The following is a 25471-nucleotide window of genomic DNA, read 5'->3' as shown; positions in this document are numbered from 1 at the left end:
CCGATCTGGATGGATCGTCTTGTTGCCCTGGCCGTCGACCGTCGCTTCCTGATGGTGGCGATGTTCGTCGCCGTATTCGTCGGCGGTTTGTTCGCGTTCAATCAGCTGAACATCGAAGCCTATCCCGATCCGACCCCGCCGATGGTCGATATTGTGACGCAGAGCAACGGTCTCTCTGCCGAGGAAATCGAGCGCTACATCACGATTCCGATCGAAGCGCAGGTCGCGGGCATCAAGAACCTCAAGACGATCCGCACCATCTCGCTCTACGGCCTCTCGGACGTCAAACTGCAGTTTTCGTTCGACTATACCTATGACGAAGCATTGCAGCAGGTGCTGAACCGGCTATCGCAACTCGGGACTTTGCCGGGCAATGCGCAGCCGACAATCTCGCCGATCTCTGCTGTGGGTGAAATCTTCCGTTACCGTCTGGTGGGACCGCCGAACTACAGCGTACTCGATCTCAAGACCCTGCAAGATTGGATCATGCAGCGCCGCTTTCGCGCGGTGCCAGGCGTTATCGACGTCATTGGTTGGGGTGGCAAGACCAAAACCTATGAAATCCAGGTCGACTTCAGCAAGCTCGTTGCCTATGGCTTGACGCTGCCGCAACTGCTGATCGCCGTCGGCAACGCCAATATCAATGTCGGCGGCAACACCGTGAATATCGGCCCGCAATCGGCCGTGGTGCGCGGCGTCGGCCTCATTCGGTCGATCGACGACCTTTCCAATACGATGATCTCCCAGACCAGTGGCAATCCGGTTCTGGTCAAGGACGTCGCCACGGTGTCGGTCGGCGAGAAGCCGCGCCTCGGCATTGCCGGTCTCAATCAGGAGGACGATATCGTCCAGGGCATCGTTCTGATGCGCCGCGGTGAGAAGAGTTCTCCGACCATCGCGCGCGTCGAACAATTGGTGCAACAGATCAATCGCGGAGGCATCCTGCCGCCCGGCGTGCGGATCGAACGCATCTATGACCGCAAGGACCTGATCGACACCACCACGCATACGGTGCTGCACAACATGGTCGTCGGCATCCTGCTGATCGTGCTGCTGCAGTGGTTGTTCCTCGGCAACCTGCGCAGCGCGCTGATCGTGGGCGCCACTATTCCGTTCGCCTTGTTTTTTGCTGTCATCATTCTGGTGCTACGCGGCGAATCCGCCAACCTGCTATCGGTAGGCGCCATCGATTTCGGCCTGATCGTCGATGGGACGGTCATCATGGTCGAGGCCATCTTCCGACGGTTGACCCAGACAACGGAGCTTTCCGAAGCGGAGCGTAGCCACATCTCGCCCGAGACCATCATGGGCATGAAGAAGCATGGCATCCTCAGCGCATCCGCTGACGTGTCGCGCTCGATTTTCTTTGCCGCCGCGATCATTATCGCCGCGTTCCTGCCGCTGTTCACGCTGTCCGGCGTTGAAGGCAATATCTTTGGGCCGATGGCGCGGACCTACGCTTATGCGCTCGCCGGTGGCCTGATCGCGACATTCACCGTCACGCCTGCGCTGAGCGCGATCATTCTGCCAGCGCATGTCCAGGAGACCGAAACCTGGATCATGCGCCAGCTTCACCGCCTCTATATGCCGGTGCTGAATTGGGCGGTCGTGAGCCGTAAACTGGTGTTGGGCATTGCGATCGGTCTTGTCGTCGTGACTTTCTTCATGGCGCGTTTCCTCGGCCTGGAATTTCTGCCGAAGCTGGAAGAGGGCAATCTCTGGATCCGCGCCACGCTGCCGCCGACGATCTCGCTGCAGGAAGGCAACACTTACGTCAACGAGATGCGCAGGCTGATCCGCCAGCAGCCCGAGGTGGAATCCGTCGTCTCGCAGCACGGCCGTCCCGATGACGGCACCGATGCGGCTGGCCTGTTCAACGCGGAATTCTTTGCACCGCTGAAGCCCGCCTCTGAATGGCCGGCGCCGCAGGATAAGGATGCGCTGACGGCGCGTTTGCTCAAGGAATTGCAGACGAAATTCCCCGGCGTCGAATTCAATTTCTCGCAATATCTGCAGGACAACGTGTCCGAAGCGGTTTCCGGCGTGAAGGGCGAAAACTCGATCAAGCTCTATGGCAACGATCTGGAAGCGCTCACCAAGACGGCTAATGAGATCAAGGCCGTGCTGTCGACGGTACAGGGGGTGACGGACCTCGCCGTGTTCACATCGCTGGGGCAACCAACAATCCAGATCGATGTCGACCGCGCCAAGGCCGCGCGCTACGGATTGTCGCCGGGCGATATCAACGCCACCATCAAGGTAGCCATCGGCGGCGACTCTGCAGGCGATCTCTATGAGCCTGGTAGCGATCGGCATTTCCCGATCATGGTGCGGTTAGCGCCGGAATATCGTCGTAGCGCTGAGGCGATCCAGAATTTGCGCATCGGCGCACCCGGTCCAAACGGCACGATCGCGCAGATCCCGCTAAGTGAAGTGGCGTCGATCAATCTCGTCTCGGGTGCGGCTTATATCTATCGCGAGAACCAGGAACGTTATCTGCCGATCAAGTTCTCGGTACGCGAACGCGATCTCGGCAGCGCCATTCAGGAAGCGCAGGACAAGGTCGCCGCGCTCGTTCAGCTGCCGCCGGGCTCGCGGACCGAATGGGTGGGCGAGTTCGGCAATCTTCAGGACGCTATCGCGCGGCTTTCCATCGTGGTGCCGATCAGTCTCGCTCTGATAGGCGTGCTGCTCTGGTTCAACTTTGGATCGATGGCCGACACGCTGCTGGCCATGAGCGTGATCCCGATGGCGATCTTCGGCGGTGTGCTTGGTCTGCTGATCACGGGTATTCCGTTCAGCGTATCGGCGGCGATTGGCTTCATCGCGCTGTTCGGCATTGCGGTCATGGACGGCATTCTGATCCTGTCGCAATACAATCAGCTGATCGACGAGGGCTACGAGCGCATCAAGGCTGTGATCCGGACCGGCGAACTGCAACTGCGGCCAGTGCTCATGACCTGTATCGTAGCCGGCGTCGGCCTGCTGCCGGCGGCGCTGTCGGAGGGAATCGGGTCTCAGGTCCAGAAGCCGCTCGCGGTCGTGGTCGTCACTGGCATGATGCTGGCGCCGCTGGTGATCCTGATCACCCTGCCGGTGCTGATCTCGTTCTTCTCAAGCCGGGCGCGTTAAACCGGCTTGCGACGGGAGCTGCTCGGGCTGTCCCTGAGGCAGCCCAATGGCCCATATCCAAAAAACCGGCCTCGGCATGGATCGAAACCGGCGCTTGCCCGTTGACCGGTTTCCCATCGGGCTATTCCAGCCCCCGTGTGCGTTTCGGTAGGTGCTCTTGAACGCTTTATTTGCTGATCTTTTTTCAAACGTGCAGCCGTGCCATGCTGGCGGCCGTCGTTTCGAGCGCCGCATCTTTTCAGAGACTTTTTGATGCTCACCAAGATCGCCTCTGTCGACCTGACAAATTGCGACCGCGAGCCAATCCACATCCCCGGCAGTGTTCAACCCTATGGTTGTCTGCTCGCCTGCGATGGCTCCGTCGGGATGGTCCGGCGCCATTCGGTCAATGCCGGCGCGATGCTTGGTGTGGGATCAGGCGACATAAATGGCCGCAGGTTGGATGATCTGATCGGCGAGAGGCCGGCGCACGACATTCGCAATGCCATCGCCAAATGGGGCAACCAGCAGCGCCCGGGATTGCTGATCGATTTTAAGGTCGCGCATTCGCCGACCGCGTTCAACGTCGCTGTGCATCGGCACAAGGGCGTCAACATCATCGAATTCGAGCCTGTGGACGCCAGCGAAGCGACACCGCCTCTGGAGTTGTCGCGCTTGCTGATCGGCCGCATCGGCCAATGCAACGATCTCGACGTGCTGTTCGACAATGCGGCGCGGCTGCTGCGTGGCGCACTCGGCTACGACCGGGTGATGGTCTATCAATTCGCTCATGATGGCTCCGGCCGGGTGATCAGCGAGGCGCGCCGCGGCGATCTCGAGAGCTTTCTGGGACAGCACTTCCCGGCTGGCGACATCCCGCAGCAGGCGAGGGTGCTTTACGTCCAGAACACGGTGCGTATCGTCTCGGATGCAAGCGGTGAGCGCGTGGCCATTGAGCCGGAGTTCGACACGTCCGGTGAACCGCTCGACCTGTCCTTTGCACATCTGCGCAGCGTTTCGCCGATCCACTGCGAGTATCTGCGCAATATGGGCGTCGGTGCGTCAATGTCGATTTCCATCATCCACGACGGCGTGCTCTGGGGGCTGATCGCCTGCCATCATTATGCACCGCGCGCGCTTTCCATGGAGAAGCGCGTCGCTGCAGAGATGTTTGGCGAGTTCTTTTCCATGCAACTGGCCGGGCTTCTTCAAAAACGCAAGCTGGCCGCTAGCGAAAGCGCACGTCGCTATCTCGATCAGCTGCTGCATAATGTTTCGCATCATGGCGATGTCGAAGATCTGCTCAAGGAAAGCATTCGCGATTTTAGCGTACTGATGCCATGTGACGGCATTGGCTTATATCTCAACAAGACCTGGACGTCTTATGGCACCGCGCCGCCGGCTGCGGCAGTGCCGGTGCTGATGGGCTTCATCAATTCGGTGGCCGAGGGCAGGGTGTGGGCGACGAGCGCATTGTCAGATCGATTACCGGCGGCTGAAGACTATGCCGCTACCGTCTCCGGCGTGCTGGCGGTGCCCTTGTCGCAGTTGCCGCGCGACTATCTTCTGTTCTTTCGCAGCGAAGTGACGCAAACCCTGAATTGGGCAGGCGATCCCAACAAGACATACGAAATTGGCCCGTTGGGCGATCGGCTGACGCCGCGCAAGAGCTTCGCGATCTGGAAGGAGATCGTGCAACGCCAGTCACAGCCATGGCTGCAAAACGAGCGCGACACCGCCGAGGCCGTGCGCTCGGCTTTGGTGGAAGTGGTGCTTCGCCACAACGAATTGCTGGCGGATGAGCGGCACAAGGCCGACCTGCGCCAGAAAATGCTGAATGAGGAGCTCAATCATCGCGTCAAGAATATTCTGGCGCTGATCAAATCGCTGGTCTCGCACCCGGTCGAGGATGGCCGCAGCATCGGGGATTATGTCGCCTCCCTGAAGGGACGTATTCAGGCCTTGTCGCTTGCGCATGATCAGGTCATCCGCGGCGCCGGTGGCGGTGCGTTAAAGGGATTGCTCGATGCGGAATTTTCGCCGTATCGCGAGTCGGTAAAAGCGATCGAGGTGGCCGGTCCCGATGTTTCGCTCGACGCTCGAGCCTATTCAGTACTCGCACTCGTGCTGCACGAACTGGCCACCAATGCCGCCAAATATGGTGCGCTTTCCGTAAGCACGGGGCGCTTGTCGCTCCAGTGGAAACGCACCGATATCGGCGATTGCGAAATCCACTGGCTTGAGCGCGACGGCCCCCTTGTCACACCGCCATTGCGGCCGGGCTTTGGATCGATGCTGATCAGTCGCAGCATTCCCTATGATCTCGGGGGTGAAAGCGATGTCGATTATGAGCCGGCCGGCACGCGCGTGCGGTTGCTCATCCCGGCGCGCTTCGTTGTCTGGCCCGCGCCGGTGGCGGCGCGCAACGTGCGCGCCCAACGCGAGGACGACAAGCCGATGGCGTCGATGCGCGGCTTGAAGGTGTTGATGGTCGAGGATCAGCTTCTGATTGCCATGGACGTCGAGACCATGTTGACTCACGAGGGCGCGGCATCGGTCGAGACGGCATCTTCGGTCAAGGAGGCATTGATCGCGCTGACGATCAGGAGGCCTGATGTGGCCATCCTCGACGTCAATCTCGGCAATGGCAGTTCGGTGCCGGTGGCTCAGGCATTGCGCGAGCGGGGCATCCCCTTCGTCTTCGCCACAGGCTATGGCGAAACCAGCCTGATCCCGGCGTCGATGGAGGACGTGCCGATTGTACGCAAACCCTACGACCTCGCATCGCTTGTCGCTGCGATGACCACGGCGATGGCGAAGAAGAATTCGCCCGGATAGTTTACTGCCCCGAGGGCGTGCGCAGCCCGTGCCAGGCGTCGCGCACCTGATGATAGTGAACTTCTGGCAGATAGTCTGGCGTGTTCAGCCCAAGCGTCTTCACATCCAGCCTGCCGATTGCGCTGAGCAGCGAATAGGATGCGATGACCCGGTCACGTTGCGCGCCAATCAGGCGTGCCTTTGCCTGTACGAGATCCTGCTGTGAGTTCAGGACATCGACAGTGGTACGCTGACCGCCCTGGGCCTCGCGCTGTACGCCCTGTAGTGCAACGCCAGCGGCGCGTACTTCGGCTTCCGCAGCGCTGACAGCGGTCTTGGCGCCTTCATTTGACACCCATGCACCGACAACTGCTGTGCGGGCCTGATTGCGGACCTGTTCGAGCACCAAGCGGCTGACCGACGACAGTTCCTTGGCCTGGCGCGTCTGCGCAGCACCGAGGCCGCCGTCATAGATCGGCGCAGTCAATTGGCCGACAATCGAAGCCTGGTCGGTGCCAAAAGTGCCAAGCGTCGGATCCGATTGGCTGGATTTGCTGGCGCTGCCCTGCAGCGTCAGAGTAGGCAACAGGCTGCTCTCCGCCACTTTGATCGTCGTGGTCGCCACATCGACATCGTAGCCGGCTGCCAGCACGGCGGGGTGCGCCTTGAAGGCCTGATTGACGGCATCGTCGCGGTTGCGCGGCAGCAGCCGATCCATCGGTTCCGCCGGACTGAGCCGCGAGGGTGCAGCACCAATCACCTGCGTATAAGTCGCCTGGCTGATGGCGAGATTGACCTCGGCGGCGTTGAGATCGGCCTGGCCACGTGCCAGTCGCGCTTCGGCCTGTGACGTGTCGGTGGGCGTGACGTCCCCGGCGTTGAGCCGCTTCTGGGCGATGCCGAGGGTTTCGCGCAGGGAGGTGACGTTGGCGCGCTGGGCTTCAACCAGCGATTGGTTGGCGAGAACATTGGTATATGCAACGACAGCATCGAGCAGCACGCCCTGGCCGACATTGCGCAGCGCTTCCCGGCCGGACTGGACCTGCAATTCCGCGACGCGGACACTGTTGGCTGTCTTGTTTCCGTTATAAAGCGTCTGGGTGACCGTGACGCCGATGGTCCATGGCTTCAGCGTCGCGCCCTGGATGGTGTTGTCTACGAGCAGGTTGCGTACGGCCTGAAGGCCATAGCTCAGCGTGGCTGCCACCTGAGGCCGGTAGCCGGCCATCGCCTGCGGAACGTTCTCATCGGTGGCGCGCTGGCGAGCCCGTTCGCCGTTCAGCTGCGGATTGGATTGATAGGCTTTGGCAAGGGCTTCCGACACCGTTTCGGCACGGGCATCGACCGCAGCAAAAATGCCATAGCCAATCAGGCTCAGGGCCATGCCTGTCCGAAGCGCGCGCCTTGCGGCGAGGCCAAATATGCCGTGACGAACCATATTATCCCAAAGCAATCTTCGGACGTCCGCCCCCGCTGACGTCTAGGTATGTTTAGAGGGCGTTGCCTTTGCAGGCAAACCATCCGGCGAAGAACCTCCGGGCTTTTGCGCTTTCCCCACAGGGCATTTGGCTGCCCCGATTTGCTTGATTGATCAGGACCCTAGGGTGGATGAGGCGCTCGGTGAATGCGACGAATAAACCCGCTTCACATGGCCGCGTGTGTTGCATGTCGGGCACATTTCTGAATAACCGCACGCAGTGGTAACTCTGTCCGGCTTTGCTGCGCGATTGCGCTGAGGAGCTGCCGATCCTGCTCAGCCGGAATGCTTATGCCCAAGATATTCACTGACCCCGACGCCATCGCCGAAGACATCATTCGCGACGTCGGGACGACGCTCGTGGTCGGGCTGCCGCTCGGGCTTGGCAAGGCCAACCATATCATCAATGCGCTCTATCAGCGCGCGCTGGCCGATCGCAGCATCAGGCTGACGTTCTTCTCTGCCCTGACACTGGAGAAGCCGAGACCACCCAGCGAGCTGGAGAAGCGCTTCATCAACCCGGTGATCGAACGGCTGTTCGGGGGCTATCCCAATCTCGCTTATGCAAACGCGCTGCACAAAGGCGAGCTCCCGCCAAACATTCAGGTCAACGAATTCTTCTTCCTTGCGGGAAAATGGCTGCGGGTCGCCGACGCACAGCAACACTATATTTCAGCGAACTACACTCATGCGGCGTCTTATCTGTTGACGCGTGGGCTTAACGTGATCACGCAACTGGTGTCGAAGCGTGTGGTCGATGGTGCCGCGCGCTACAGCCTGAGCTGCAATACCGACACCACGCTTGATCTGATGCGGGCGCGCAACGAAGGGCGTGTCTCATTCAAGTTGATCGGTCAGGTCAATTCGGAATTGCCCTTCATGCCAGGGCAGGGTGATCTCACCGGCGATGAGTTTCACGCGATGCTCGAAGGTCCGGAGACTGAATTTCCGCTGTTTGCGCCCCCGTCCGAACCGGTCAACGACACCAAATACGCGATTGGATTGCACGCTGCCGGCCTGGTGCGCGACGGCGGCACGCTGCAGATCGGCATTGGGCAAGTGGGCGATGCGCTGGCGCAGGGCCTGATCGTTCGTCACCGCGACAATGCGGCGTTTCGCAATCTGATGCAGCGTCTTGCCCCCGACGCGCCTCCAAAGGAAGTCGCGACGTTCGAACGTGGCCTCTATGGCGTCAGTGAAATGCTGTTCGAAGCATTTCTCGGCCTGATCGACGCCGGCATTCTCAAGCGCGAGGTGGATGGCACCATCGTGCATGGCGCATTTTTTCTAGGGCCCAAGGCATTCTATCAGGCGCTGCGCGACATGACGCCGGAGCGTCTGGCGAAAATCCAGATGATGCCGGTGTCATTCACCAACGAACTCTACGGTGATGAAGATGCCAAACGACGCGCGCGCGTCGATGCGCGCTTCGTCAACAACACGATGATGGCGACGCTGATGGGCGCCGCGATCTCCGACGGTCTCGAGAACGGCCAGGTCGTGAGCGGGGTCGGCGGGCAGTACAATTTCGTCTCACAGGCTTTCGCTCTGGACGGCGCGCGCTCGATCCTGACTCTTGAAGCGACACGTGCCGGCAAAAAGCCTATCTCCAATATTCGTTGGAGTTATGGTCACACCACGATCCCGCGACACCTGCGCGATATCATCGTGACTGAGTATGGAGTCGCCGATCTGCGCGGAAAATCAGACGCCGATGTGATTGCGGCCATGCTGCAGGTGTCGGACTCGCGCTTTCAGCCGGAACTGATCCGACAAGCCAAGGAGGCTGGAAAGCTTCCCAAGAGCTATGACATTCCTCCTGCGTATCGCGACAATGTACCTGAGCGGATTTCCGCTGCGCTCAGGCCGGCGCGGGACGCCGGTCTGCTGCCCATGTTCCCGTTTGGCAGCGATTTCACTGATGTGGAGCAGCGCCTGATCCCTGCGCTGCAGGTCCTGAGCGCGGCATCGGTGTCGCCACAACGGCTCGCAGGCCTGTTCTGGCAGGGCATAACACACGCACCAAGTGCGTCAGATGAAGCGGCGCTGGCGCGGCTCGGGCTCGATCGTCCGGCCACATGGGCCGAACGTGCCTATCGTGTGCTTGTGTCCGCCGCGCTCGCGCGCGGCGGCTGAGCCTAGCGGTTCTTGTTGACCGGCTTCCGCTTCTCGATGAAGGCGGCCATGCCTTCTGAACGGTCTTCCAGCGCGAATGTCGCGTGAAACAGATCGCGTTCGACCTTGAGGCCTTCGGTGAGCGGCGTCTCGAAGGCGCGATTGACGGCGTTCTTCGCCATCGTCGCCACCGGGCGCGACATGGCGGCGATCTTTTCCGCCATGGCGATGGCTTCTTCCATCAGCTTGTCGGCTGGGACAATGCGGCTGACGAGGCCAGAGCGCTCGGCCTCCGCCGCATCCATCATGCGGCCCGTCAGGCAAAGGTCCATTGCCTTCGATTTGCCAATGGCGCGCGTGAGGCGCTGCGTGCCGCCGATGCCGGGAATGGTGCCGAGGGTGATTTCCGGCTGGCCGAATTTGGCTGTGTCGGCGGCGATCATGATGTCGCACATCATGGCGAGTTCGCAGCCGCCACCGAGCGCATAGCCCGAGACGGCAGCAATGGTCGGTTTGGTACAGGTGGCGACACGGTCGCCGCCGATTGACGTGAAGTCGCTGGAAAACATGTCGATGAAGCTCTTTGGCTGCATCTCCTTGATATCTGCCCCGGCGGCAAATGCCTTCTCGCTGCCGGTCACGATGATGCAGCCCACGGCGGTGTCGGCTTCCAGCTCGTCGATGGCGATCTTGATTTCGCCGAACACACCGAAAGAAAGCGCATTCAGCATCTTCGGGCGATTCAGCGTGATGATGCCGACCGCGCCTTTGCGCTCAACGATTAGGTGTTCGTAGCTGCTCATGTTCCATCCCGCGGATTTTTTGCCGAAGCTGCCAGGATCGGCAGCCCCGCGCAATTTGCCCGCTCGGGGGATGGGGTTCAAGCCATAAACATACGGGCCGCAGAGGCCATGGTCAGCAAACCGCCAAATGCGATGAAGATCTTACCAACAAGGGAGGTCTTGTCCCAGGTCGTGCTGCTCTCGGTGGCGACTTCCGGTGCCGGCGTATCGATGGTGGCCTTTGCGAGCGTCAGCGGCGGCTTGTCGTTGCTGATGGCACGATCGAGGTCGTTGAGCTGGTCAGCGGCAACGAGCTGCGCGTTGCTGGCGCTGGAATCCGGCGACGTCGTTGCGGGCTGTTCCTGCTGGCCGCCGATTTGGCCAAGCGCGCTGCCTGCTTGCGATGACATGTTGTAGGTGTTGGTGGCTGCGGTCTCAGAGGGCCATTGCGCATTGGCATTGGCGACCAATGACGGGATGGCAGTATCGCTGCTTCCCGGCTTCGCGTCTTCCGTCTTGGCGGTGTCCTCATCAGCCGATTTTTTCGACGCCTTGGTTGCCTGCCGGTCGGACTTGCGCGATTTCGTTTCGCTCTTCCTGGCACTGCGGTGCTTGGTGGCCTTCGCTGCTGGTTCGGCGGATGTGTCTGCGGCGCTGCCGACCGCTGCGGCCGGCTCGGATGCCGCGGTGTCGTTTTCGGTCGCGTGAAGCGGTGCCGATGTGCAGATCCACAATCCGGCTGCGATGACCAATGCAGCACGCCCGCTGGCTCTGATGTTCATGGAAATCTCCCCAAAATACCGGCCCCCAATGGTCGCAAGGGAAACTGCGCAGGTGTTCACACCGGGGCAAAAAAAGGGAATCTTCGGACGAGTCCGGCAAAAACGGGGCATGAACACCGCCGCAATCATTGTCTCCACAGGCGTCAGCAAAAATCTGCCTTTGAAATCAAGGCGACGGATGTCACTCTGACGGTTCGATGCTATGAGCCGGATGTCTTTGAAATCTTCGGCTCGGGGGTGTGGGGCGCAGGCAAGGGTTTCACGGTTCCGTGATTTTTCTCTCAGCTGGCGTAACAAACTGAATTATCCGCCGAATTGGCTTTAGGAGCGCGCGTGCGCGGACGTGACGACGAATGGACCGATCTGATGCGGTCGGCCAATGCAGGGGATAGCGTTGCTTATCATCGCCTGCTGAAGTCGGTTACGCCCGTGCTGCGTGCCGGAGCGCGGCAGGGCCTGTCACGGGCTGGCCAGCCGCCCGATCAGGCGGAGGATATTGTGCAGGATATTTTGCTGGCGGTGCATTTGAAGCGGCAAACCTGGGACACGAACGCGCCGTTTGCGCCGTGGCTGTTTGCGATCGCCCGCAACAAACTGATCGATGCGCTCCGCCGGCGCGGGCGTCGGATCTTCGTCAATATCGACGATTTTGCCGAGACGATTCCGAGCGAGCCGCCAGCTGAAACATTGCCCACCGTCGAGATATCCAATCATCTCGCCGATCTTCCGCCGCGGCAGCGCGACGTGTTGCGATCGATCGCGGTGGAGAGCGCATCCATCAAGACTACGGCGTCGAAATTGTCGATGACCGAAGGCGCCGTGCGCGTGGCGTTGCATCGTGGGCTCGCGAGCCTCGCAGCCAAGCTGCGAAAGGATTGACTATGGATACCGATCGCCTGATTCAGACGCTGGCTGCCGACAACGATCAAAGGGCACGTCCCGTGAGCACGCAGCTCGCGATGGCCTTGTTGGTCACGCTGCCGGTCGTGGCGGCGATGTTGCTGGTGACGCTTGGCATTCGCCCGGACTTCATGTCGGCCATGCGCAATCCGTTCTTCGATACGAAGTTTCTGGTGACTCTGGCGCTTGCCATTCCAGCCATCGTGATCAGTGTCCATCTGTCCCGGCCCGAGGCGTCGTTGGGCCGCTGGATCTGGCTGTTGCTGCTGTCGCCGTTTATTCTGATCGTCGCGTTGATAGTCGAAATGACGATGCCGCAGCGCGCGCCGATGATGGTGCGCATTATCGGCAGAAACTCGTCGCTGTGTTCGGCGGCGATCACCTTGCTGTCGCTGCCGATCCTCGGTGGCGCGATGATCGCGCTGCGCCACGGCGCGCCGTCACGCCCCGCCGTTGCTGGTGCGCTCGCTGGATTGATGTCAGCCGGGCTAGGGGCGACGTTTTACGCCGCGCATTGCGCGGACGACTCGCCGCTGTTTGTCGCAACCTGGTACACGCTCGCAGCCCTCGTCGTGGCGGCGCTGGGTGCAGCTATCGGTTCGAAAGTACTGCGCTATTGAACGGCGCGTGAGCCACGCGTTTCGCGGAAAATGAATCCGGTCAGGCCGATGCCACGGCCGCAGGACGGCCGCTCGCCGCCTTCGCGATGTCTCCGTTTAGCTCGCCGGTATAGTCCTTGAAATCGACTTCCAACGTATAGCGCGGGGAATTCAGCCAGGTGCTGATCTTCTTCTGGTGAAAGTCGCGGACCTCCAGCGCCATATCGCCGGGGCTGGGCAGGGCGACTTTTCCTGTCAGCACGGCTGCGATCCACCGGGCCTGGATTTCCACCAGCGGGATGGTCGGCCCGATGGGCTGGACCAATCCGGCAAAGAACAGGCCGGGTTGGTTCGGCGGCGTGATGCGCCGATAGAGATCGACCATGCCACCGTCTTCCGGCACCGAGAAGATCTCGGGCGCGAGGAACGGGAAGCTGGTCTTGTAACCGGTTGCGTAGATCACCGCGTCGAAGCTTTCCTGCGTACCATCGGCGAAGGCGATGGCGTCCCCCTCCAGCGAGGTGACGTTCGGCTTGATGCTGATCCAGCCATGGCCGATATAAGGCAGCAACTCCTGGCTCAACGTCGCATGTTCGCGCCACATGGGATGTTTCGGCTTTGGCACGCCGAAGCGGGTCTGATCGCCGACGGCAAGATAGATCAGACGTGCCATGATCATGCGTGTCAGCAGTGTCGAGAATTTCAGCTTGCGCGCGAAGAAGGCCGACCAGCGATCGATCGGGATGCCCATCATGTATTTCGGCATGATATGGGCGCCGGTTCGCGCGGACAGCACGACGCTGCTGGCGCGCTTGCAAAGATCGACGGCGATATCGACGGCCGAATTTCCGATGCCAACGACCAGCACCTTCTTGTCCTCGAAAGGCTGCGCGGTGCGATACTGGCTGGAATGAATCGCCGTGCCGTTGAATGTGCCAGAGAAGGTCGGCCAACGCGGATCCCAGAGATGGCCGTTGGCGACAATCACCATCTTGTATTCGCGGGTGCCTTCCTTCGTCGTTACGCGCCAGCCGTCGTCGGTCTTTTCGACCGAGATCACTTCGGAGTTGAAGCGGATGCGAGATCGTGCGCCAAACCGGTCAGCATAGGCTTCAAGATAATCCAGCAATTGCTGGTGTGACAGGAAATCAGGCTTGTCGGCTGGAATCGGAAAATCGGAATAGCCGAGATTGCTGCGGCTGGTGTCGATATGCAGACTGCGATAGGCGCAAGACAGGCCATTGTCATTGCCGTAGCGCCACATCCCGCCGATATTTGAACCCTTCTCGTAGATATCGAAACTGAGCCCCTTGTCGTACAGGGCCTTGGCAACGGCAATGCCGGATGAGCCGGCGCCAATGATGCAGATGTCGACTGCAGGTTCGGTCATGCAGCAGATTTTTCGGCAAGACGCTGGCGATACTGGCTCACGATGTCCTCGAAACTCTTGTCAGCGACGACGCCGAGGGATGGCGCGCGGGTGGAGATGAAACCTTTCGGCCAGCTATCGACGATCTTCTTGAGATCGGGATCGAGGGCATAGGTCACGTTCGGCGTGGTGTTGGTGACACGTGCGATCGATTCAATAATGTCTTCCATGCTGATCGTCAAAGCAGGCTGATTGAGCGCGCGTTTGCCGCGCATCTTGGCTGGATCGGCATTGTGAAGCGTGATCAAATTCTGCGCAACGGTCTCGACCGAGACGACCGGCACTTTCGTGTCCGCGCGCAATGGGCAAATCGACGGCTTTCCGGCGACGCCATCACGAACGATGCCTGCGATACGGTCAGATACCGACTGTGTTGGCGGGCCGGGGTGCACCAGCACGATTGGCAGGCGCAGGGCACGTGCATCGACCATTCCGTGACGCGTGGCGTCCGCCAGCATCAATTCGGCGATGGCCTTGTGCGTGCCATAGGACGTTTGTGGGCGCTGCAAATGATCGTCATCGACATGATCAGGCAATAACCCGCCGAAGACCGCGATCGAACTTGGAAAGATCAGGCGGGGCGGAGCATCCTTCGCGCCGATGGCGTCGATCAATTCCGCCAGCGCCGAAACATTCACCGCCAGCGCGCGCGTCGGGTCCTGTTCTGCGGCGCTGGTCAGCACAGCGGCGAGATGGAACACGCTATGGGGTTTCCATGCTGCGATTTTCTTCAGCGTATCGGGTGCGTCGATGTCGGCTTGCAGGTGCCTCACACGTGGGTCGGATGCGGGCGGCAAATGTGTGTCGAGAAGGAGGAGCTCCTCGATTGTTTCGCTTGTGCCCGCAGCATTGGAGAGCGCGCCTGCTCGAAGCAGTGCAGAAGTGAGCATTCTGCCGATGAAGCCACCGGCGCCTGTAATCAAGACGCGCATGAATCCCGCCCTGCTTGATGCCTACCCGTTCTGGCGTTGTTCGCCGTGATCGAGGCATCACTATCAGCGCCTTCACCGGCAAGTCGATGCCTGCTGACGGAATGGCTGCTCAGCGCAATTGGCGTTGCGGCGCTCGGTGGCAATGGCCAGACTGCGGCCATTCGCGTGGAAACATGTCGACTGACAAACGTCAGGCGGCAGGTAGGTCGGACGTCGCCTGCTGCATACGATGGAAGCGTAGGACTTGTTGCGCCGCGGAGATGCGGAGGCGCTCATAGGTCTCCCGGTCGGTCGCGCTGTCAGACATTTGCGCTCCAGCGAGTTGCTCGCGCATGTTGATGATGGTCTTGACCGTCTTCCACGAAAAATTCGCGACCTTGCACAGAATGAAAATGCCCTCGCTGCGGGATTCGACCATCATGGTTTCCGCGACGGAGATTGGCACGTTGGCTAGGCAGGCGAGCGCGGCGTTAGCCTCGTCGAACTTGCCGGCTTCGGCGAATTTCGCCACTTCGTTTTCATCCAGCCGACCGTCTTCAAACAGCGAGCGCACGAGACCATGGGCTATGACGGTCTGCTGACTGATGCTGCCTGGTGCGGAGCGAGCCCGCCGCGCGACCTGCTGAACCACCAGAGATATGTCGGCGGTGTGGTGTATGCGGGCGGCTTCCAGCTTCGCCCGAACCGAGGCCGACGCCTTGGCGACGAGCTTCAGATAGTGGTGGCGCGGAATGGAGGGACGCAGGCCAACACACGTCGCAATCGTGTCGTTGCCGTCAGCGCGCGCGAGGAGGGTATTGTAACCGCGCTCCGAAATGTCGGCGCCGCGGTTGTTGACGGTGCTGGTGACGACGGCGTCATTGCCGCGCTCGACGAGAACATCCGTCAGGGCGCCGCTCAGGACCTTGCGCGTTGAAATCGCCAGCAGATGGTCCTGGCTCTTGGTGCGTGCATTCTCGATCAGCGCATGGTCGTCGAGCTGCTCCGACTGGGAGAGCACGGGCGCGGCGACCTCGATCAAATCGTCGAATGCAAGGGTTCGGACGACCCGGGGCGGTGCGACAGAGACGGGTGCCAATCGCTCGGCTAGAAGGGCCCTTGCAGACGCTTCCATATGCGTCAGCAGGCAATCGAAAATGTCGTCGAACACTGTGATCTGCGCGTCGGAGTAATCCACGGCATTATTGACGAACAGATCCGTGACACGGCGCAGCGTTTCCACGCGCCGAGCGACCGTTCCGTGGGCCAGTGCGGCGTCAAGTTCGTCGAGTAAATTTGCCGATAACGGTGACTTCGAAGACATAAATCAAATCCCGTAATTCTAATCGTGTCCTGCCGCTAATATGTTGCGGCCAGGGGTCGTGAAATTCGTTCAAGCGCTTGCAATTCGATTTCGTCCGCGCTCCTTGGCGGCATAGAGTGCGCTGTCAGCACGTGCGAGTAAGGTGTCTGGCGTGTCGTTCGGACCCAAAGTCGCAACGCCGCCCGAAATCGTCACGATCAAGCCGTCGGAAAATGCGCTCCAATCCAGGGCTTCGACAATCCCCCGCAAACGGTCGAGCATTTGCACGGCCTTGTCATGCGGCGTGTCCGGCAGCACCAGCAGGAATTCCTCGCCGCCATAGCGGCCGAATTTATCGATGCTGCGGATATTGGCGAAAATGGTGATGGCGAAGGTGCGCAGCACTTCGTCACCGGTCGGATGCCCGAAATTGTCGTTAATCCGCTTGAACCAGTCGAGGTCGATCAGCGCGGCCGTGCAGGGCGTATTGCTGCGTTGTGCGCGGATGATTTCGTCGTCGAGCAGTCGCATGATGCAGCGGCGATTGAACGATCCCGTCAGTTCGTCGAGCTCTGCGAGCTCTTCGATGCGCTTGTAGGCGGCTTCGAGCTCAACGCGGCGCCGAAACAGCGCATCGCGTAGCGAGCTGGAGAAAATGTCAATGAACATGCTGCGGGCGATGGTCATCGAGAATGTCAGCAAGGTGCCGAAGCGCTCAAGGGAATTGCCGGAGGGCAACGTCAAGGGCAGATCGACGAAGAAATACAGCAGTGCGAGGCCGCCGGTCATGACGCTCCACGCGCCGACACCTTCACGGGGCGAGGTACGCAAGGCGATGACATTGGCCACAAGAAACAATGCGCAGAGAAACACGACGGCGACATTGGGCGCTGTGTAAACGAAGGCGAGCAGAAGTGCGTAAGTGACAGCCGTGTAGGGCGCTGCGAAGAAGTGATCGCGCCAGTCATCCGTCAGGCCGCTTTCGGAGATCGCGAGGAAGATCAGGACAGAGGCAAAAGCGCAGCCGGCATAGGCCGCGACGATCGTGCCATCGATGGTGCCTGCTGCAAGGAAGACGAAAAGCAGCACGACGTTGACGGCATGACTGGCGGCCGCCAATGCGAGCATTTGGCGCCGCCGCTTCAGGCGACGTGCCAGCATATCAGACCGCAACTCTCCATCGACGGCTTCGAAGTCGCCGTTGACTGGATTCAAGACTGATGAAGCGGCTGCGGTCATTGAGCCCATCGATGGGGTTTGCTGATGGAACTCTAGTGCTCAAAGCCTTTAGGTTTGGTATCTATTGCCGTGAGCCAAATCTGGTAACCGGCTACTCATTAGCTGCCCTCGGCGACAAATGTTGACAGGTCGCGTCCAGCGGGACTGCCAGAAGGTTTCAAGAATAGCTTTGTTGTTTAAGTAAAAATGCCCGGACCGATGACGGGCGGGCGAGTTGACTTGATGTGGCGGACAAGCCGCAAGGATAAGTTACGGTATTCATTGACGAGGGTTTCGGGATATGGCTGCAAAATGCAGGTTCCGCCGTCTCAAGGCTGTTCCGGAAGCCACGACTTGGTAAGGTTGCCGTGTGAATCGCTGGCGTTCGGGTCGGAAATGCCCCAGCATTATGCTACCTGTTACCCGTTCCGCCCAAGAAAAGGGCGGTAAAAGCCCGTTCGGTGCGGTTATAACAGCCGCGACCGGTATATTCCTGCCCTTTCGAGAAGATTTTATCTTGTCAATCGAACCTCTTACATCCTCATTCAGACCAACATTGCGAGACGGGCAGTGAGTGCAACACAGGCGGCATCGGATGAGATTCTGATCGCCCGGATTGCGCAAGGCGACCGTCTTGCCATGCAGGTGCTTTATGGCAGGCACCATGTCCGGGTGTTTCGCTTCGGCCTTCGGCTGGTGCGGAACGAACAGATTGCTGAGGATCTTATCAGCGAGGTGTTCTTGGATGTGTGGCGGCAGGCAGGCAAATTCGAAGGCCGTTCGGCGGTCTCGACTTGGCTCCTGGCGATTACGAGGTTCAAGGCGCTGTCCGCGCTGCGCAAGCGCAAGGACGCCGAACTGGACGACGAGACGGCCAACGCGATCGAGGATACGTCCGATAATCCCGAAGTGTCGGTTCAGAAAAAGGATACCAGTGACGCGTTGCGGAAGTGCCTGACATCTCTTTCGCCCGAGCATCGGGAAATCGTCGATCTCGTCTATTACCACGAGAAGTCCGTGGAAGAGGTGGCCGAGATCGTTGGAATTCCCGAGAACACCGTCAAGACGCGCCTGTTTTATGCGCGCAAGAAATTAGCCGATCTGCTCAAGGCAGCCGGCATTGAACGAGGCTGGCCATGATGGCGATGAGCAACAAAGTGCCGACCCAGGAGCCAGGCGAGATCGAGGCATTGCTGCCTTGGCACGCCGCGGGCACGCTCAACGCGCGTGATGCTCGCCGCGTCGATGATGCACTGGCCAAGGATCCGGAACTGGCGAAGCAATATGCCGTGATCCAGGAAGAATATGCGGAGACCATTGGCCTCAATGAGAGCCTCGGTGCGCCGTCCTCACGGGCGATGCAGAAGCTGTTTGCTGCGATTGACGCCGAGCCGGTACGCAGTGGATCGACATCGGTCGGTCTGTCGGCGCGGATTTCCGGATTTTTCGCATCGCTTTCGCCGCGGACGCTGGCGGCTTCGGCCGCCGTTGGCGCGCTCGCGATCATGCTGCAGGCGGGTGTCATTGGCACCGTGCTGATGCAGCGCGACACACGCACATTCCAGACCGCGTCCTATGAAGCTGCGCCGTCGCCAGCGAGTGCACCGACCACTGTCACCCGGTCGCTCGCGCCGGCACCGGTTTCTGTAGAAGCCCCGACGCGCCTGTTCGTCCGTTTTGCGCCGACTGCGCGGGTGTCTGATATCACAGCGCTGCTCGATGGCTATCAGGGCACGATTGTCGATAGCGGCAAGGACGGGTTGTTCCGGCTGCAGTTCGGCAATCGGGTGATGACCAAGGACCAGATCGCCGGGCTGATCCGCCGGCTGGAGAACGAGAAGATCGTCAGCATGGCGGTTCAGGCGCAGTAGGCGCCGTCGGTTGATCCGATCCGCATTATGCGTGCGAGGCCTGTTCCATGAGACATGATCGTGGTGCCTCCGGACCAATGATGAAATGCACGGCCGCTGTGCTTTCGCTCGCCGTCGCATGGCCGATTGGCCTTTCGGTCGCAGGCGCGCAGAGCATGATGCGCTCGCCGAGCCTCAATATCGGATCGCGCGTTCCCACGATCGCTCCCAGCACAACGCCGCGCATCAATCCGAACATCGCTGCCGGCGCAGGCCGCATCGCTGGCCGTGGCCCGAATATCGCGAGCCGCGGACCCATTGCCGGTCGCGTCGGTATCACCAGCGTCGGCCCGCGCGGGGCGGCGGTCGGGACGATAGCCAGCCGGACACCGCCCATATCCTCGCGGCCAGGGCGTACGCCGCCGCCGAAGATCGTGGGCGTGCTGCCGACCATTCCCTATGTGCGTTATTCGCCGAACACCTATCCGAGTTGCGCCTATGCCAATCGCGCGGCATCCGGCGAATGCAACGAGAAACCATTCGTTGCTGATCTCGGCGGCGGCCCGACGCCGCGCAGTCAGAACGCTGGTGGTGGACCGCGCAGCAACGGCCCGCAGGCGGCCCTGAACACGCGTTATGTCCCACGGCAGATCATTGCCGAACTCGACAGCGCGCTGACGCCCGACCAGACAGATGCGCTGGCGCGCCGTCTGCGCCTGGAGCGTCTGTCGTCGCAGGATTTTCCGCTGATCGGCGCCAATATCAGCCTGTTCCGGATCTCCGACAACCGTTCGGTCGAGACTGTCGAGTCCCAGATGCGCGCCGAAGCCGACGTGCGCGCTGTGCAACCCAATTTCCGCTATGTGCTGCAGGACCAGGTGACAACGCCGGCACCGGGTGAGGGCGATCCTGCGCAATATGCGCTGGCGAAGCTTCGTCTGCCCGAGGCGCACAAGCTGTCCGCCGGTGCCAATGTCACGGTCGCTGTCATCGACTCCGGTATCGACGTCGCGCATCCCGAACTCGCTGATGCCATCGCGGGTTCGTTCGATGCGCTTGGCAGCAAGGAAGGGGCGCATGTCCACGGAACTGGCATTGCGGGGGCGATCGTATCGCATGCGCGGCTGATGGGCAGTGCGCCGCGCGCGCGCATTCTTGCCATTCGCGCCTTTGGCGTTTCGCAGGGCGGTGCCGAGAGTTCGTCTTTCGTGATCCTCAAGGGTATCAATCACGCGGCATTGAATAGCGCCCAGGTCATCAATATGAGCTTTGCCGGCCCGCAGGATCCGCTGATCGAACGCGGTATTGCGGCGTCAGCCAGCAAGGGCATCGTGATGGTCGCGGCCTCGGGCAATGCCGGGCCGAAATCGCCGCCGCTCTATCCCGCTGCAAACCCCAACGTGATCGCTGTCAGCGCCACCGATGCGTATGACAGGCTGTTCACTGCGTCGAACCGTGGCAGTCATATCGCGGTAGCTGCGCCGGGCGTCGATATTTTCCTGCCCGCGCCGGACAACAAGTACCAGATGACGTCCGGCACTTCGTTCTCGGCGGCTTACATCAGTGGGCTCGCCGCATTGATGATCGAGCGCAATTCGCAACTGCGGCCGAACGAGATCCGCAGCATCCTGATGACAACCGCGCGTGATCTTGGTGCGCCCGGCCGTGACGACCTGTTCGGTGCCGGCGCAGCGGATGCCTATGGTGCGGTATCGGCAGTGCAGGGCGCTCAGCAACCCGTGGCGACAGCGCCTGCGCCTGTGACGCCTGTTGTCGTCACCGCGCCTGCGCCGACGACACGTGCGGTCGAGGCGTCGTCGCCGTCGATGGCGTCAGACGTCCAAAAATAATCGCCTGATCGTTGAACGTTTGGCCGGGTGGACCGGACATATGGATGTGGGAGCGGCATTCCCTCCCCAACGAGGCCGTATCCGGCGCATGCGCCCAAACATTCGCGCCGGTATAGTTTGACCCGCCCGGTTGTCCCCCCGGGCGGGTCTTTCGTTTTTGTTAACCAAAAATTTTAACCTTCAGGTCATAGATTGCCGGTGCATGGCTTGGCGTCGAGCAAGGCTCAAGCAAGGCTTGACTGCAATACTCAAGGTTTGACGGGGCTTTTTCACGTGTTTCCAACGCAATTATTCAGGTTTGACCACATCGCGCTGGACCGGGGAAACTTTTCCACAGAAACTCTCCAAGTATTGGTGAGTGATTCGTTTGTTGCTTTGCGTCCGTTTTTTCTCTTGCGGACATTTCCATGTCATCTCACCTGAATTTTCCTTACCCGCATGCCGGCATCGGTCGGCCTCTGGCCCAGCGCTGGTGTGCTCTTGCCGAGAGCCGGCTGGATTACTTGACGGAACTGTTCGAGAGCGGGCGGTGGCGCCGTTTTCACAGCGAAGCCGAGTTTCTCGACAACATTCAGGAAGCCAAGGAAGCGGTTGAACGCTGGCGGCTGATGGTCGAGGGCGAGACAGCTGCCGTGAGGCGCGTTCTGTCTTCGGAAGGGGTGATCTACCGGGCGCCGCGCGCCGCTGAGCCTCGGCCTGCTGCCGTCGCAGCTCTTGCCGTCGCGCTTCCCGCCATTGCAGCTCCTGCGATAGCAGCGCCTGCGGTTGCGCCACTGCAGCCCGACATCGAGCCGGTGGCTGAAGCGGCTACGCCCGTCCTGATCCCGATCGAAACCCTGTTGCAGCGGGCGCCGCCTCGGCAGGCGACGGTGACGCCGGCAGATCTGGATTGGCAGAAGGCGCTCGATCCTCTGGTGATCAGCGCGCGCTATCCGATGCTGCGGACAGCGCTTTAGCGCACCGTATTGCCGGACACCGCAACCTGCTGATAGCGCTGTGCGCCATCCGCCGTGAGGTCAGGGGTCACCGGCTTTGCATGGTCGAGGCCGACCACGGCGCCGCGTGGCGCGCCTGAAATCATGTTGTTGCTCACAAGCGCGGTGCCAGCGCCCGGCGCGACCGATACACCGATGCCGATGAAGCTGTTGCGCACGACGTTGCCGGTGATCGCGACATCGCGCAGATACTTGCCCCAGCCCGCGATCATGCCGAATGACGGCGCGTTCTCGACGACATTGCCCGTCACGCTGGCATCCGCCTCGATATAGATGCCGATGCCGGCATCGTCATCGGGAGCTGTGCCGATCGGCCGTTTCGGGAGCAGGTTGCGGATGATATTGCCCTGCACGACAGCGATGCGGCCGCCCTCGTTGAAGTTGCAGACGGAGACACCGAGCGCTGCGCCATCGACAGTGTTGTTGGCGATCACCGCAGCCTCGAAGGCGAATTCCGAATAGAGCGCGACTTCGCGCACGCTCGACACGCTGTTGCCGGTGATGTGGATGTTCGATGCGGAATTGCCGCGCACGGCCGAGTAGTCGCAGTTGCGGATGCGATTGCCGGACACAATGACATTGCCCGCACGAAATGCGTTGATGGCGTTGCCATACTGACCGGAACCGCCGGGACCGGCCTTGATGTCCTCGATACGATTGTCGATCACTTGCGTGCCGTCATCGCCGATGGCGGTGCGCAGTATCTCGATGCCGTTGCTGCTGGTGCCGGAAATGGTGTTTTGCGCGACGATCAATCCCTGCGCATCGAAGGAGACGATCGCGGTGGTGGCGATGTTGGTAAGTGTATTGCCGGTGATCGCGCCCGCCGCGTTGTCCAGCCAGATGCCCGCGCCGCCGCTATTGGTGACGGTGCAATCGGTGATGCGGAGTTCGCGCGCCTGCACCATGTGCAGCAGCCCGCGCCGCGGCGGCAGTTTGGCGAAGTTGCCGTCCAGCGTGAGGCCGCTGAGGCTGACATAGTCCGCGCCTTCGCCTGATAGCAGTGACGCGCCGCCGCTGAAGGTGAGGGTCGTTGCACCGCGCATGCCGATGATCTGCGAGCCCCGCGCGAGCCTGAGCATGCCGGTGCGATAGTTGCCGGGCGGCAATGCGAGCGGTGCCTGCGCACGTGCCGCCTCGTCGATGGCGCGTTGCAATGCGCGGGTCTGGTCGTCCTGGCTATTGGCGCGCACGCCATATTGCGTGGCGTCGCGCCCGAGCGTCGACGTCAGCGGTGCGGCCCGCGCCGCATCGCTCGATACGGCAAATGCGCCGGCAGCGAGACCCGCGCCGGACGCAGTCAGCAGATGGCGGCGATGCAGGTCCATGGTTCAAGGTCCCGGTGGATGTCCGCTGATGGCGTAACGCAAGATGATGCGTGTGACGTTGCCAGGCGAGAGCGGCCGCGATGAATGTGCAGGGTAGGGTTAATGAGGCGCTCACCTGCCGACGGCCTCGCGCTACGTTTTCGGTCGTCATGGCCGGACTTGTTCCGGCCATCCACGTCTTCCTTTGTCGCCAAGACGTGGATACGCGGGACAAGCCCGCGCATGACGGCGTGTGTGGCGCCCATAGCGCGTCACGTCTTCACGGATTTAACTGTCAAACAGCCACTGCTCTTCAGACATGCGCCATCACCCCAATTATTTGCGGCGCGGGGGCGCCGTCGTCTCTTGCATTCCCGCCCCCTTGCGAGAGGGCGTGCGGAACGCCGGGTGCCCGTTGCACCCTTAGGCCTGATGCGAATGCGGTCTTCCGCAAGGGGGTAATGCATCAGGACTTTCGGAGGCGCCGAGCAAGTGCCCGACGTTCCGCCTGCGGTGTTTTTTTCGGTTGCTTGCACTTTGCCTCAGCGAACGATCCGATCACCGAATTAAAGTCCCAAGGCGATGGGAAGGGAGCCTCAAGCGACTGGGCCGAACGCGTTTCGATTTGGTCGTCCGTCACACTGTCCAGAGGTCTTTCGATCTCAAGGCCAGCCGTCTTCTTGCCAGTGGCAGTGCTGGCGCAGATCCGTCCTGCCCGAAGACAGACGTCACCCCCAAACCGCGTAACGCCGCATCTCCGGCGTCCACCGCATCCCACCCCGCGAACGTGACGATCGCGATCGCCCCTCTCGGTGGGGCAGGACGAAGGGGAATATAAACCTTATAGGGATGTTGTCAACGGTAAATAGGAAAATATGTTTGGGTGCTGTCTTGCCGCCCCAAGCTTGTCATTCCGGGGCGCGGGCGGCGCGAGCCGGACGCGAACCCGGAATCCCAACATGTTCAGCAAAACACTTCGAGATTCCGGGTTCGCACTACGCGGCTGCGCCGCTTCGCGCGCCCCGGAATGACGAGTGTGGGACGGGATTCCCTGCGCCCCCGACAGACCGTGTCGCAGGATTCAGCCGCCCCTAGGCTTGCGGCCACGGGCGCTCGGCTTCGCCGGGACGGTCTTTCCATATTTGTTCCACCAGGCCGTCAGCGCTTCCATCGTGGGGCCGAGTCCGCGCGCTTTCTGCGTAATCTCGTATTCGACCCGGAGCGGCACTTCTGCGAACACCGTGCGTGATATCAGACCGTCGGATTCGAGCTCGCGGAGTTGTGCCGTGAGCATGTGCTGGGTGATGCCGGGGATCGCCTTTCGCAGCTCTCCGAAGCGGTAGACCCGCTGATTGAGCAGCCACATGATTTCAAGCTTCCACTTGCCTGAGAGCAGCGCGAAGGCGCGCCGCATCTCTTCGTGCATGTTTTTCTCTTTATTGGCCATAGTCTGCTTTTCCATACTTGCATCAAGTTATTCATCCTACTTGTGAAAATCAATCTTGTTCGACATTTTCGATGCATGTCGCAAGGGCGCTGCGCAAAGGCGCCTGCAAGGCAAATCAACACGTCGAAAGGATGTTGCTGTCCCGCCAGCAATCATGACAACCACATGGCCACGATCTACACTTACTGGATCAGCACGGCGCTATTGGCCCTGCTGTATCTGACCTCCGCCTTCATGTACCTCACGAAAGGGAATTGGGTTCGGCAGGCTCTGGCCGACCTCGGATACCCGGCTTATCTCGTGCCACTCATGATCATCGTGAAGATCCTGGGCCCGGCAGCAATCCTGTTGCACGCTAACGTGGCGCTCAGCGATCTCGCTTATGCGGGCATGTTCTATCATCTGCTGTTGGCCGGCCTGGCGCATGTCGCCGTCCGGAAACCCGGCGCCGCGTTGCCCGCCGTGATCGGCCTCGCATTGCTCGTCACCTCGTTTGTCACGCAGAACGCGGCTCGCGACATCCCGTCGCCCTATGTGCTGGCGGCGATGTTCTGACGCGCAGACGACAACCAAGACGA

Annotated in this window: 19 protein-coding genes; 10 read left to right on the top strand and 9 right to left on the bottom strand. The window is 60.8% G+C overall.

Annotated features, from left to right (window positions below; translation table 11 throughout):
* Positions 1-9 precede the first annotated feature (9 nt).
* Both AB8A38_RS08705 and AB8A38_RS08700 read left to right on the top strand, forming a co-directional pair.
* The gene (locus AB8A38_RS08705; protein WP_439085714.1) at positions 10-3132 is read left to right on the top strand and encodes an efflux RND transporter permease subunit; all 3123 of its coding nucleotides are present in this window, start codon (positions 10-12) and stop codon (positions 3130-3132) included.
* A gap of 252 nt (positions 3133-3384) precedes the next feature.
* Positions 3385-5949 (top strand): HWE histidine kinase domain-containing protein, encoded by a 2565-nt coding sequence (locus tag AB8A38_RS08700; protein ID WP_439085713.1) that lies wholly within the window; start codon positions 3385-3387, stop codon positions 5947-5949.
* Position 5950: 1 nt separating this feature from the next.
* Here AB8A38_RS08700 and AB8A38_RS08695 read toward each other — a convergent pair whose 3' ends face one another.
* On the bottom strand, positions 5951-7366 hold the full coding sequence (locus tag AB8A38_RS08695) for a TolC family outer membrane protein (protein WP_439085712.1): 1416 nt from the start codon (positions 7364-7366) through the stop codon (positions 5951-5953).
* Positions 7367-7696: 330 nt separating this feature from the next.
* Between AB8A38_RS08695 and AB8A38_RS08690 the strand changes: the two genes are divergently transcribed.
* Positions 7697-9541 (top strand): acetyl-CoA hydrolase/transferase C-terminal domain-containing protein, encoded by a 1845-nt coding sequence (locus AB8A38_RS08690; RefSeq protein ID WP_439085711.1) that lies wholly within the window; start codon positions 7697-7699, stop codon positions 9539-9541.
* Between the two features lie 2 nt (positions 9542-9543).
* On the opposite strand, the gene AB8A38_RS08685 is transcribed toward AB8A38_RS08690, so the two are convergent.
* Both AB8A38_RS08685 and AB8A38_RS08680 read right to left on the bottom strand, forming a co-directional pair.
* Complete coding sequence (locus AB8A38_RS08685) at positions 9544-10323, bottom strand: enoyl-CoA hydratase (protein ID WP_439071126.1); 780 nt, start codon at positions 10321-10323, stop codon at positions 9544-9546.
* A gap of 77 nt (positions 10324-10400) precedes the next feature.
* Positions 10401-11084 (bottom strand): hypothetical protein, encoded by a 684-nt coding sequence (locus AB8A38_RS08680; RefSeq protein ID WP_439085710.1) that lies wholly within the window; start codon positions 11082-11084, stop codon positions 10401-10403.
* A 333-nt stretch (positions 11085-11417) separates the two neighbouring features.
* On the opposite strand from AB8A38_RS08680, the gene AB8A38_RS08675 reads away from it, so the two are divergent.
* On the top strand, positions 11418-11963 hold the full coding sequence (locus tag AB8A38_RS08675) for a sigma-70 family RNA polymerase sigma factor (RefSeq protein ID WP_439085709.1): 546 nt from the start codon (positions 11418-11420) through the stop codon (positions 11961-11963).
* A 2-nt stretch (positions 11964-11965) separates the two neighbouring features.
* A complete protein-coding gene (locus tag AB8A38_RS08670; protein ID WP_309949085.1) occupies positions 11966-12604 on the top strand; it encodes a DUF1109 domain-containing protein in 639 nt (212 codons plus the stop codon).
* A 40-nt stretch (positions 12605-12644) separates the two neighbouring features.
* Here AB8A38_RS08670 and AB8A38_RS08665 read toward each other — a convergent pair whose 3' ends face one another.
* The 4 genes from AB8A38_RS08665 to AB8A38_RS08650 form a co-directional block, all read right to left on the bottom strand.
* A complete protein-coding gene (locus tag AB8A38_RS08665) occupies positions 12645-13973 on the bottom strand; it encodes a flavin-containing monooxygenase (protein ID WP_439085708.1) in 1329 nt (442 codons plus the stop codon).
* The gene (locus tag AB8A38_RS08660; protein ID WP_439085707.1) at positions 13970-14944 is read right to left on the bottom strand and encodes an NAD-dependent epimerase/dehydratase family protein; all 975 of its coding nucleotides are present in this window, start codon (positions 14942-14944) and stop codon (positions 13970-13972) included. Before AB8A38_RS08660 ends, AB8A38_RS08665 begins: the two co-directional genes overlap by 4 nt.
* A 190-nt stretch (positions 14945-15134) precedes the next feature.
* Complete coding sequence (locus AB8A38_RS08655; protein WP_439085706.1) at positions 15135-16247, bottom strand: DUF2336 domain-containing protein; 1113 nt, start codon at positions 16245-16247, stop codon at positions 15135-15137.
* 69 nt (positions 16248-16316) lie between these two features.
* Complete coding sequence (locus tag AB8A38_RS08650; protein WP_439085705.1) at positions 16317-17465, bottom strand: GGDEF domain-containing protein; 1149 nt, start codon at positions 17463-17465, stop codon at positions 16317-16319.
* 549 nt (positions 17466-18014) lie between these two features.
* On the opposite strand from AB8A38_RS08650, the gene AB8A38_RS08645 reads away from it, so the two are divergent.
* From AB8A38_RS08645 to AB8A38_RS08630, 4 genes are all read left to right on the top strand, one after another.
* Positions 18015-18584 carry a sigma-70 family RNA polymerase sigma factor gene (locus AB8A38_RS08645; protein WP_089266985.1) on the top strand — a complete coding sequence of 190 codons (570 nt, stop codon included), beginning with the start codon at positions 18015-18017 and terminating at the stop codon, positions 18582-18584.
* On the top strand, positions 18581-19315 hold the full coding sequence (locus AB8A38_RS08640; protein WP_439085704.1) for a hypothetical protein: 735 nt from the start codon (positions 18581-18583) through the stop codon (positions 19313-19315). Before AB8A38_RS08645 ends, AB8A38_RS08640 begins: the two co-directional genes overlap by 4 nt.
* 80 nt (positions 19316-19395) lie before the next feature.
* Entirely contained in the window at positions 19396-21144 is a 1749-nt protein-coding gene (locus AB8A38_RS08635) for a S8 family serine peptidase (RefSeq protein ID WP_439085703.1), read from the top strand.
* A 407-nt stretch (positions 21145-21551) separates the two neighbouring features.
* Positions 21552-22100, top strand: a complete 549-nt coding sequence (locus AB8A38_RS08630; protein ID WP_439085702.1) for a TIGR03809 family protein — start codon at positions 21552-21554, stop codon at positions 22098-22100.
* Here the strand turns inward: AB8A38_RS08630 and AB8A38_RS08625 are convergent.
* Both AB8A38_RS08625 and AB8A38_RS08620 read right to left on the bottom strand, forming a co-directional pair.
* The gene (locus AB8A38_RS08625; protein ID WP_439085701.1) at positions 22097-23467 is read right to left on the bottom strand and encodes a TIGR03808 family TAT-translocated repetitive protein; all 1371 of its coding nucleotides are present in this window, start codon (positions 23465-23467) and stop codon (positions 22097-22099) included. The two genes, AB8A38_RS08630 and AB8A38_RS08625, sit on opposite strands and share 4 nt — an antisense overlap.
* A 1060-nt stretch (positions 23468-24527) precedes the next feature.
* Entirely contained in the window at positions 24528-24908 is a 381-nt protein-coding gene (locus AB8A38_RS08620) for a winged helix-turn-helix transcriptional regulator (protein WP_439085700.1), read from the bottom strand.
* 150 nt (positions 24909-25058) lie between these two features.
* Here AB8A38_RS08620 and AB8A38_RS08615 point away from each other — a divergent pair, with 150 nt between their 5' ends.
* Complete coding sequence (locus tag AB8A38_RS08615; protein ID WP_439085699.1) at positions 25059-25448, top strand: DoxX family protein; 390 nt, start codon at positions 25059-25061, stop codon at positions 25446-25448.
* The last annotated feature ends 23 nt before the right edge of the window (positions 25449-25471 follow it).

Source organism: Tardiphaga sp. 839_C3_N1_4 (assembly GCF_051811045.1).
GTDB lineage: Bacteria > Pseudomonadota > Alphaproteobacteria > Rhizobiales > Xanthobacteraceae > Tardiphaga.
Note: the sequence above shows the minus strand (reverse complement) of the source record. Positions and strands in the feature narration are given on the sequence as shown.

What these genes read in the sequence shown, in the direction of transcription:
- AB8A38_RS08705 (WP_439085714.1), top strand. Translation starts at nt 10, where the DNA reads ATGGATCGTCTTGTTGCCCTGGCCGTCGACCGTCGCTTCCTGATGGTG.
- AB8A38_RS08700 (WP_439085713.1), top strand. Translation starts at nt 3,385, where the DNA reads ATGCTCACCAAGATCGCCTCTGTCGACCTGACAAATTGCGACCGCGAG.
- AB8A38_RS08695 (WP_439085712.1), bottom strand. Translation starts at nt 7,366, where the DNA reads ATGGTTCGTCACGGCATATTTGGCCTCGCCGCAAGGCGCGCGCTTCGG.
- AB8A38_RS08690 (WP_439085711.1), top strand. Translation starts at nt 7,697, where the DNA reads ATGCCCAAGATATTCACTGACCCCGACGCCATCGCCGAAGACATCATT.
- AB8A38_RS08685 (WP_439071126.1), bottom strand. Translation starts at nt 10,323, where the DNA reads ATGAGCAGCTACGAACACCTAATCGTTGAGCGCAAAGGCGCGGTCGGC.
- AB8A38_RS08680 (WP_439085710.1), bottom strand. Translation starts at nt 11,084, where the DNA reads ATGAACATCAGAGCCAGCGGGCGTGCTGCATTGGTCATCGCAGCCGGA.
- AB8A38_RS08670 (WP_309949085.1), top strand. Translation starts at nt 11,966, where the DNA reads ATGGATACCGATCGCCTGATTCAGACGCTGGCTGCCGACAACGATCAA.
- AB8A38_RS08665 (WP_439085708.1), bottom strand. Translation starts at nt 13,973, where the DNA reads ATGACCGAACCTGCAGTCGACATCTGCATCATTGGCGCCGGCTCATCC.
- AB8A38_RS08660 (WP_439085707.1), bottom strand. Translation starts at nt 14,944, where the DNA reads ATGCGCGTCTTGATTACAGGCGCCGGTGGCTTCATCGGCAGAATGCTC.
- AB8A38_RS08655 (WP_439085706.1), bottom strand. Translation starts at nt 16,247, where the DNA reads ATGTCTTCGAAGTCACCGTTATCGGCAAATTTACTCGACGAACTTGAC.
- AB8A38_RS08650 (WP_439085705.1), bottom strand. Translation starts at nt 17,465, where the DNA reads ATGACCGCAGCCGCTTCATCAGTCTTGAATCCAGTCAACGGCGACTTC.
- AB8A38_RS08640 (WP_439085704.1), top strand. Translation starts at nt 18,581, where the DNA reads ATGATGGCGATGAGCAACAAAGTGCCGACCCAGGAGCCAGGCGAGATC.
- AB8A38_RS08635 (WP_439085703.1), top strand. Translation starts at nt 19,396, where the DNA reads ATGAAATGCACGGCCGCTGTGCTTTCGCTCGCCGTCGCATGGCCGATT.
- AB8A38_RS08630 (WP_439085702.1), top strand. Translation starts at nt 21,552, where the DNA reads ATGTCATCTCACCTGAATTTTCCTTACCCGCATGCCGGCATCGGTCGG.
- AB8A38_RS08625 (WP_439085701.1), bottom strand. Translation starts at nt 23,467, where the DNA reads ATGGACCTGCATCGCCGCCATCTGCTGACTGCGTCCGGCGCGGGTCTC.
- AB8A38_RS08620 (WP_439085700.1), bottom strand. Translation starts at nt 24,908, where the DNA reads ATGGAAAAGCAGACTATGGCCAATAAAGAGAAAAACATGCACGAAGAG.
- AB8A38_RS08615 (WP_439085699.1), top strand. Translation starts at nt 25,059, where the DNA reads ATGGCCACGATCTACACTTACTGGATCAGCACGGCGCTATTGGCCCTG.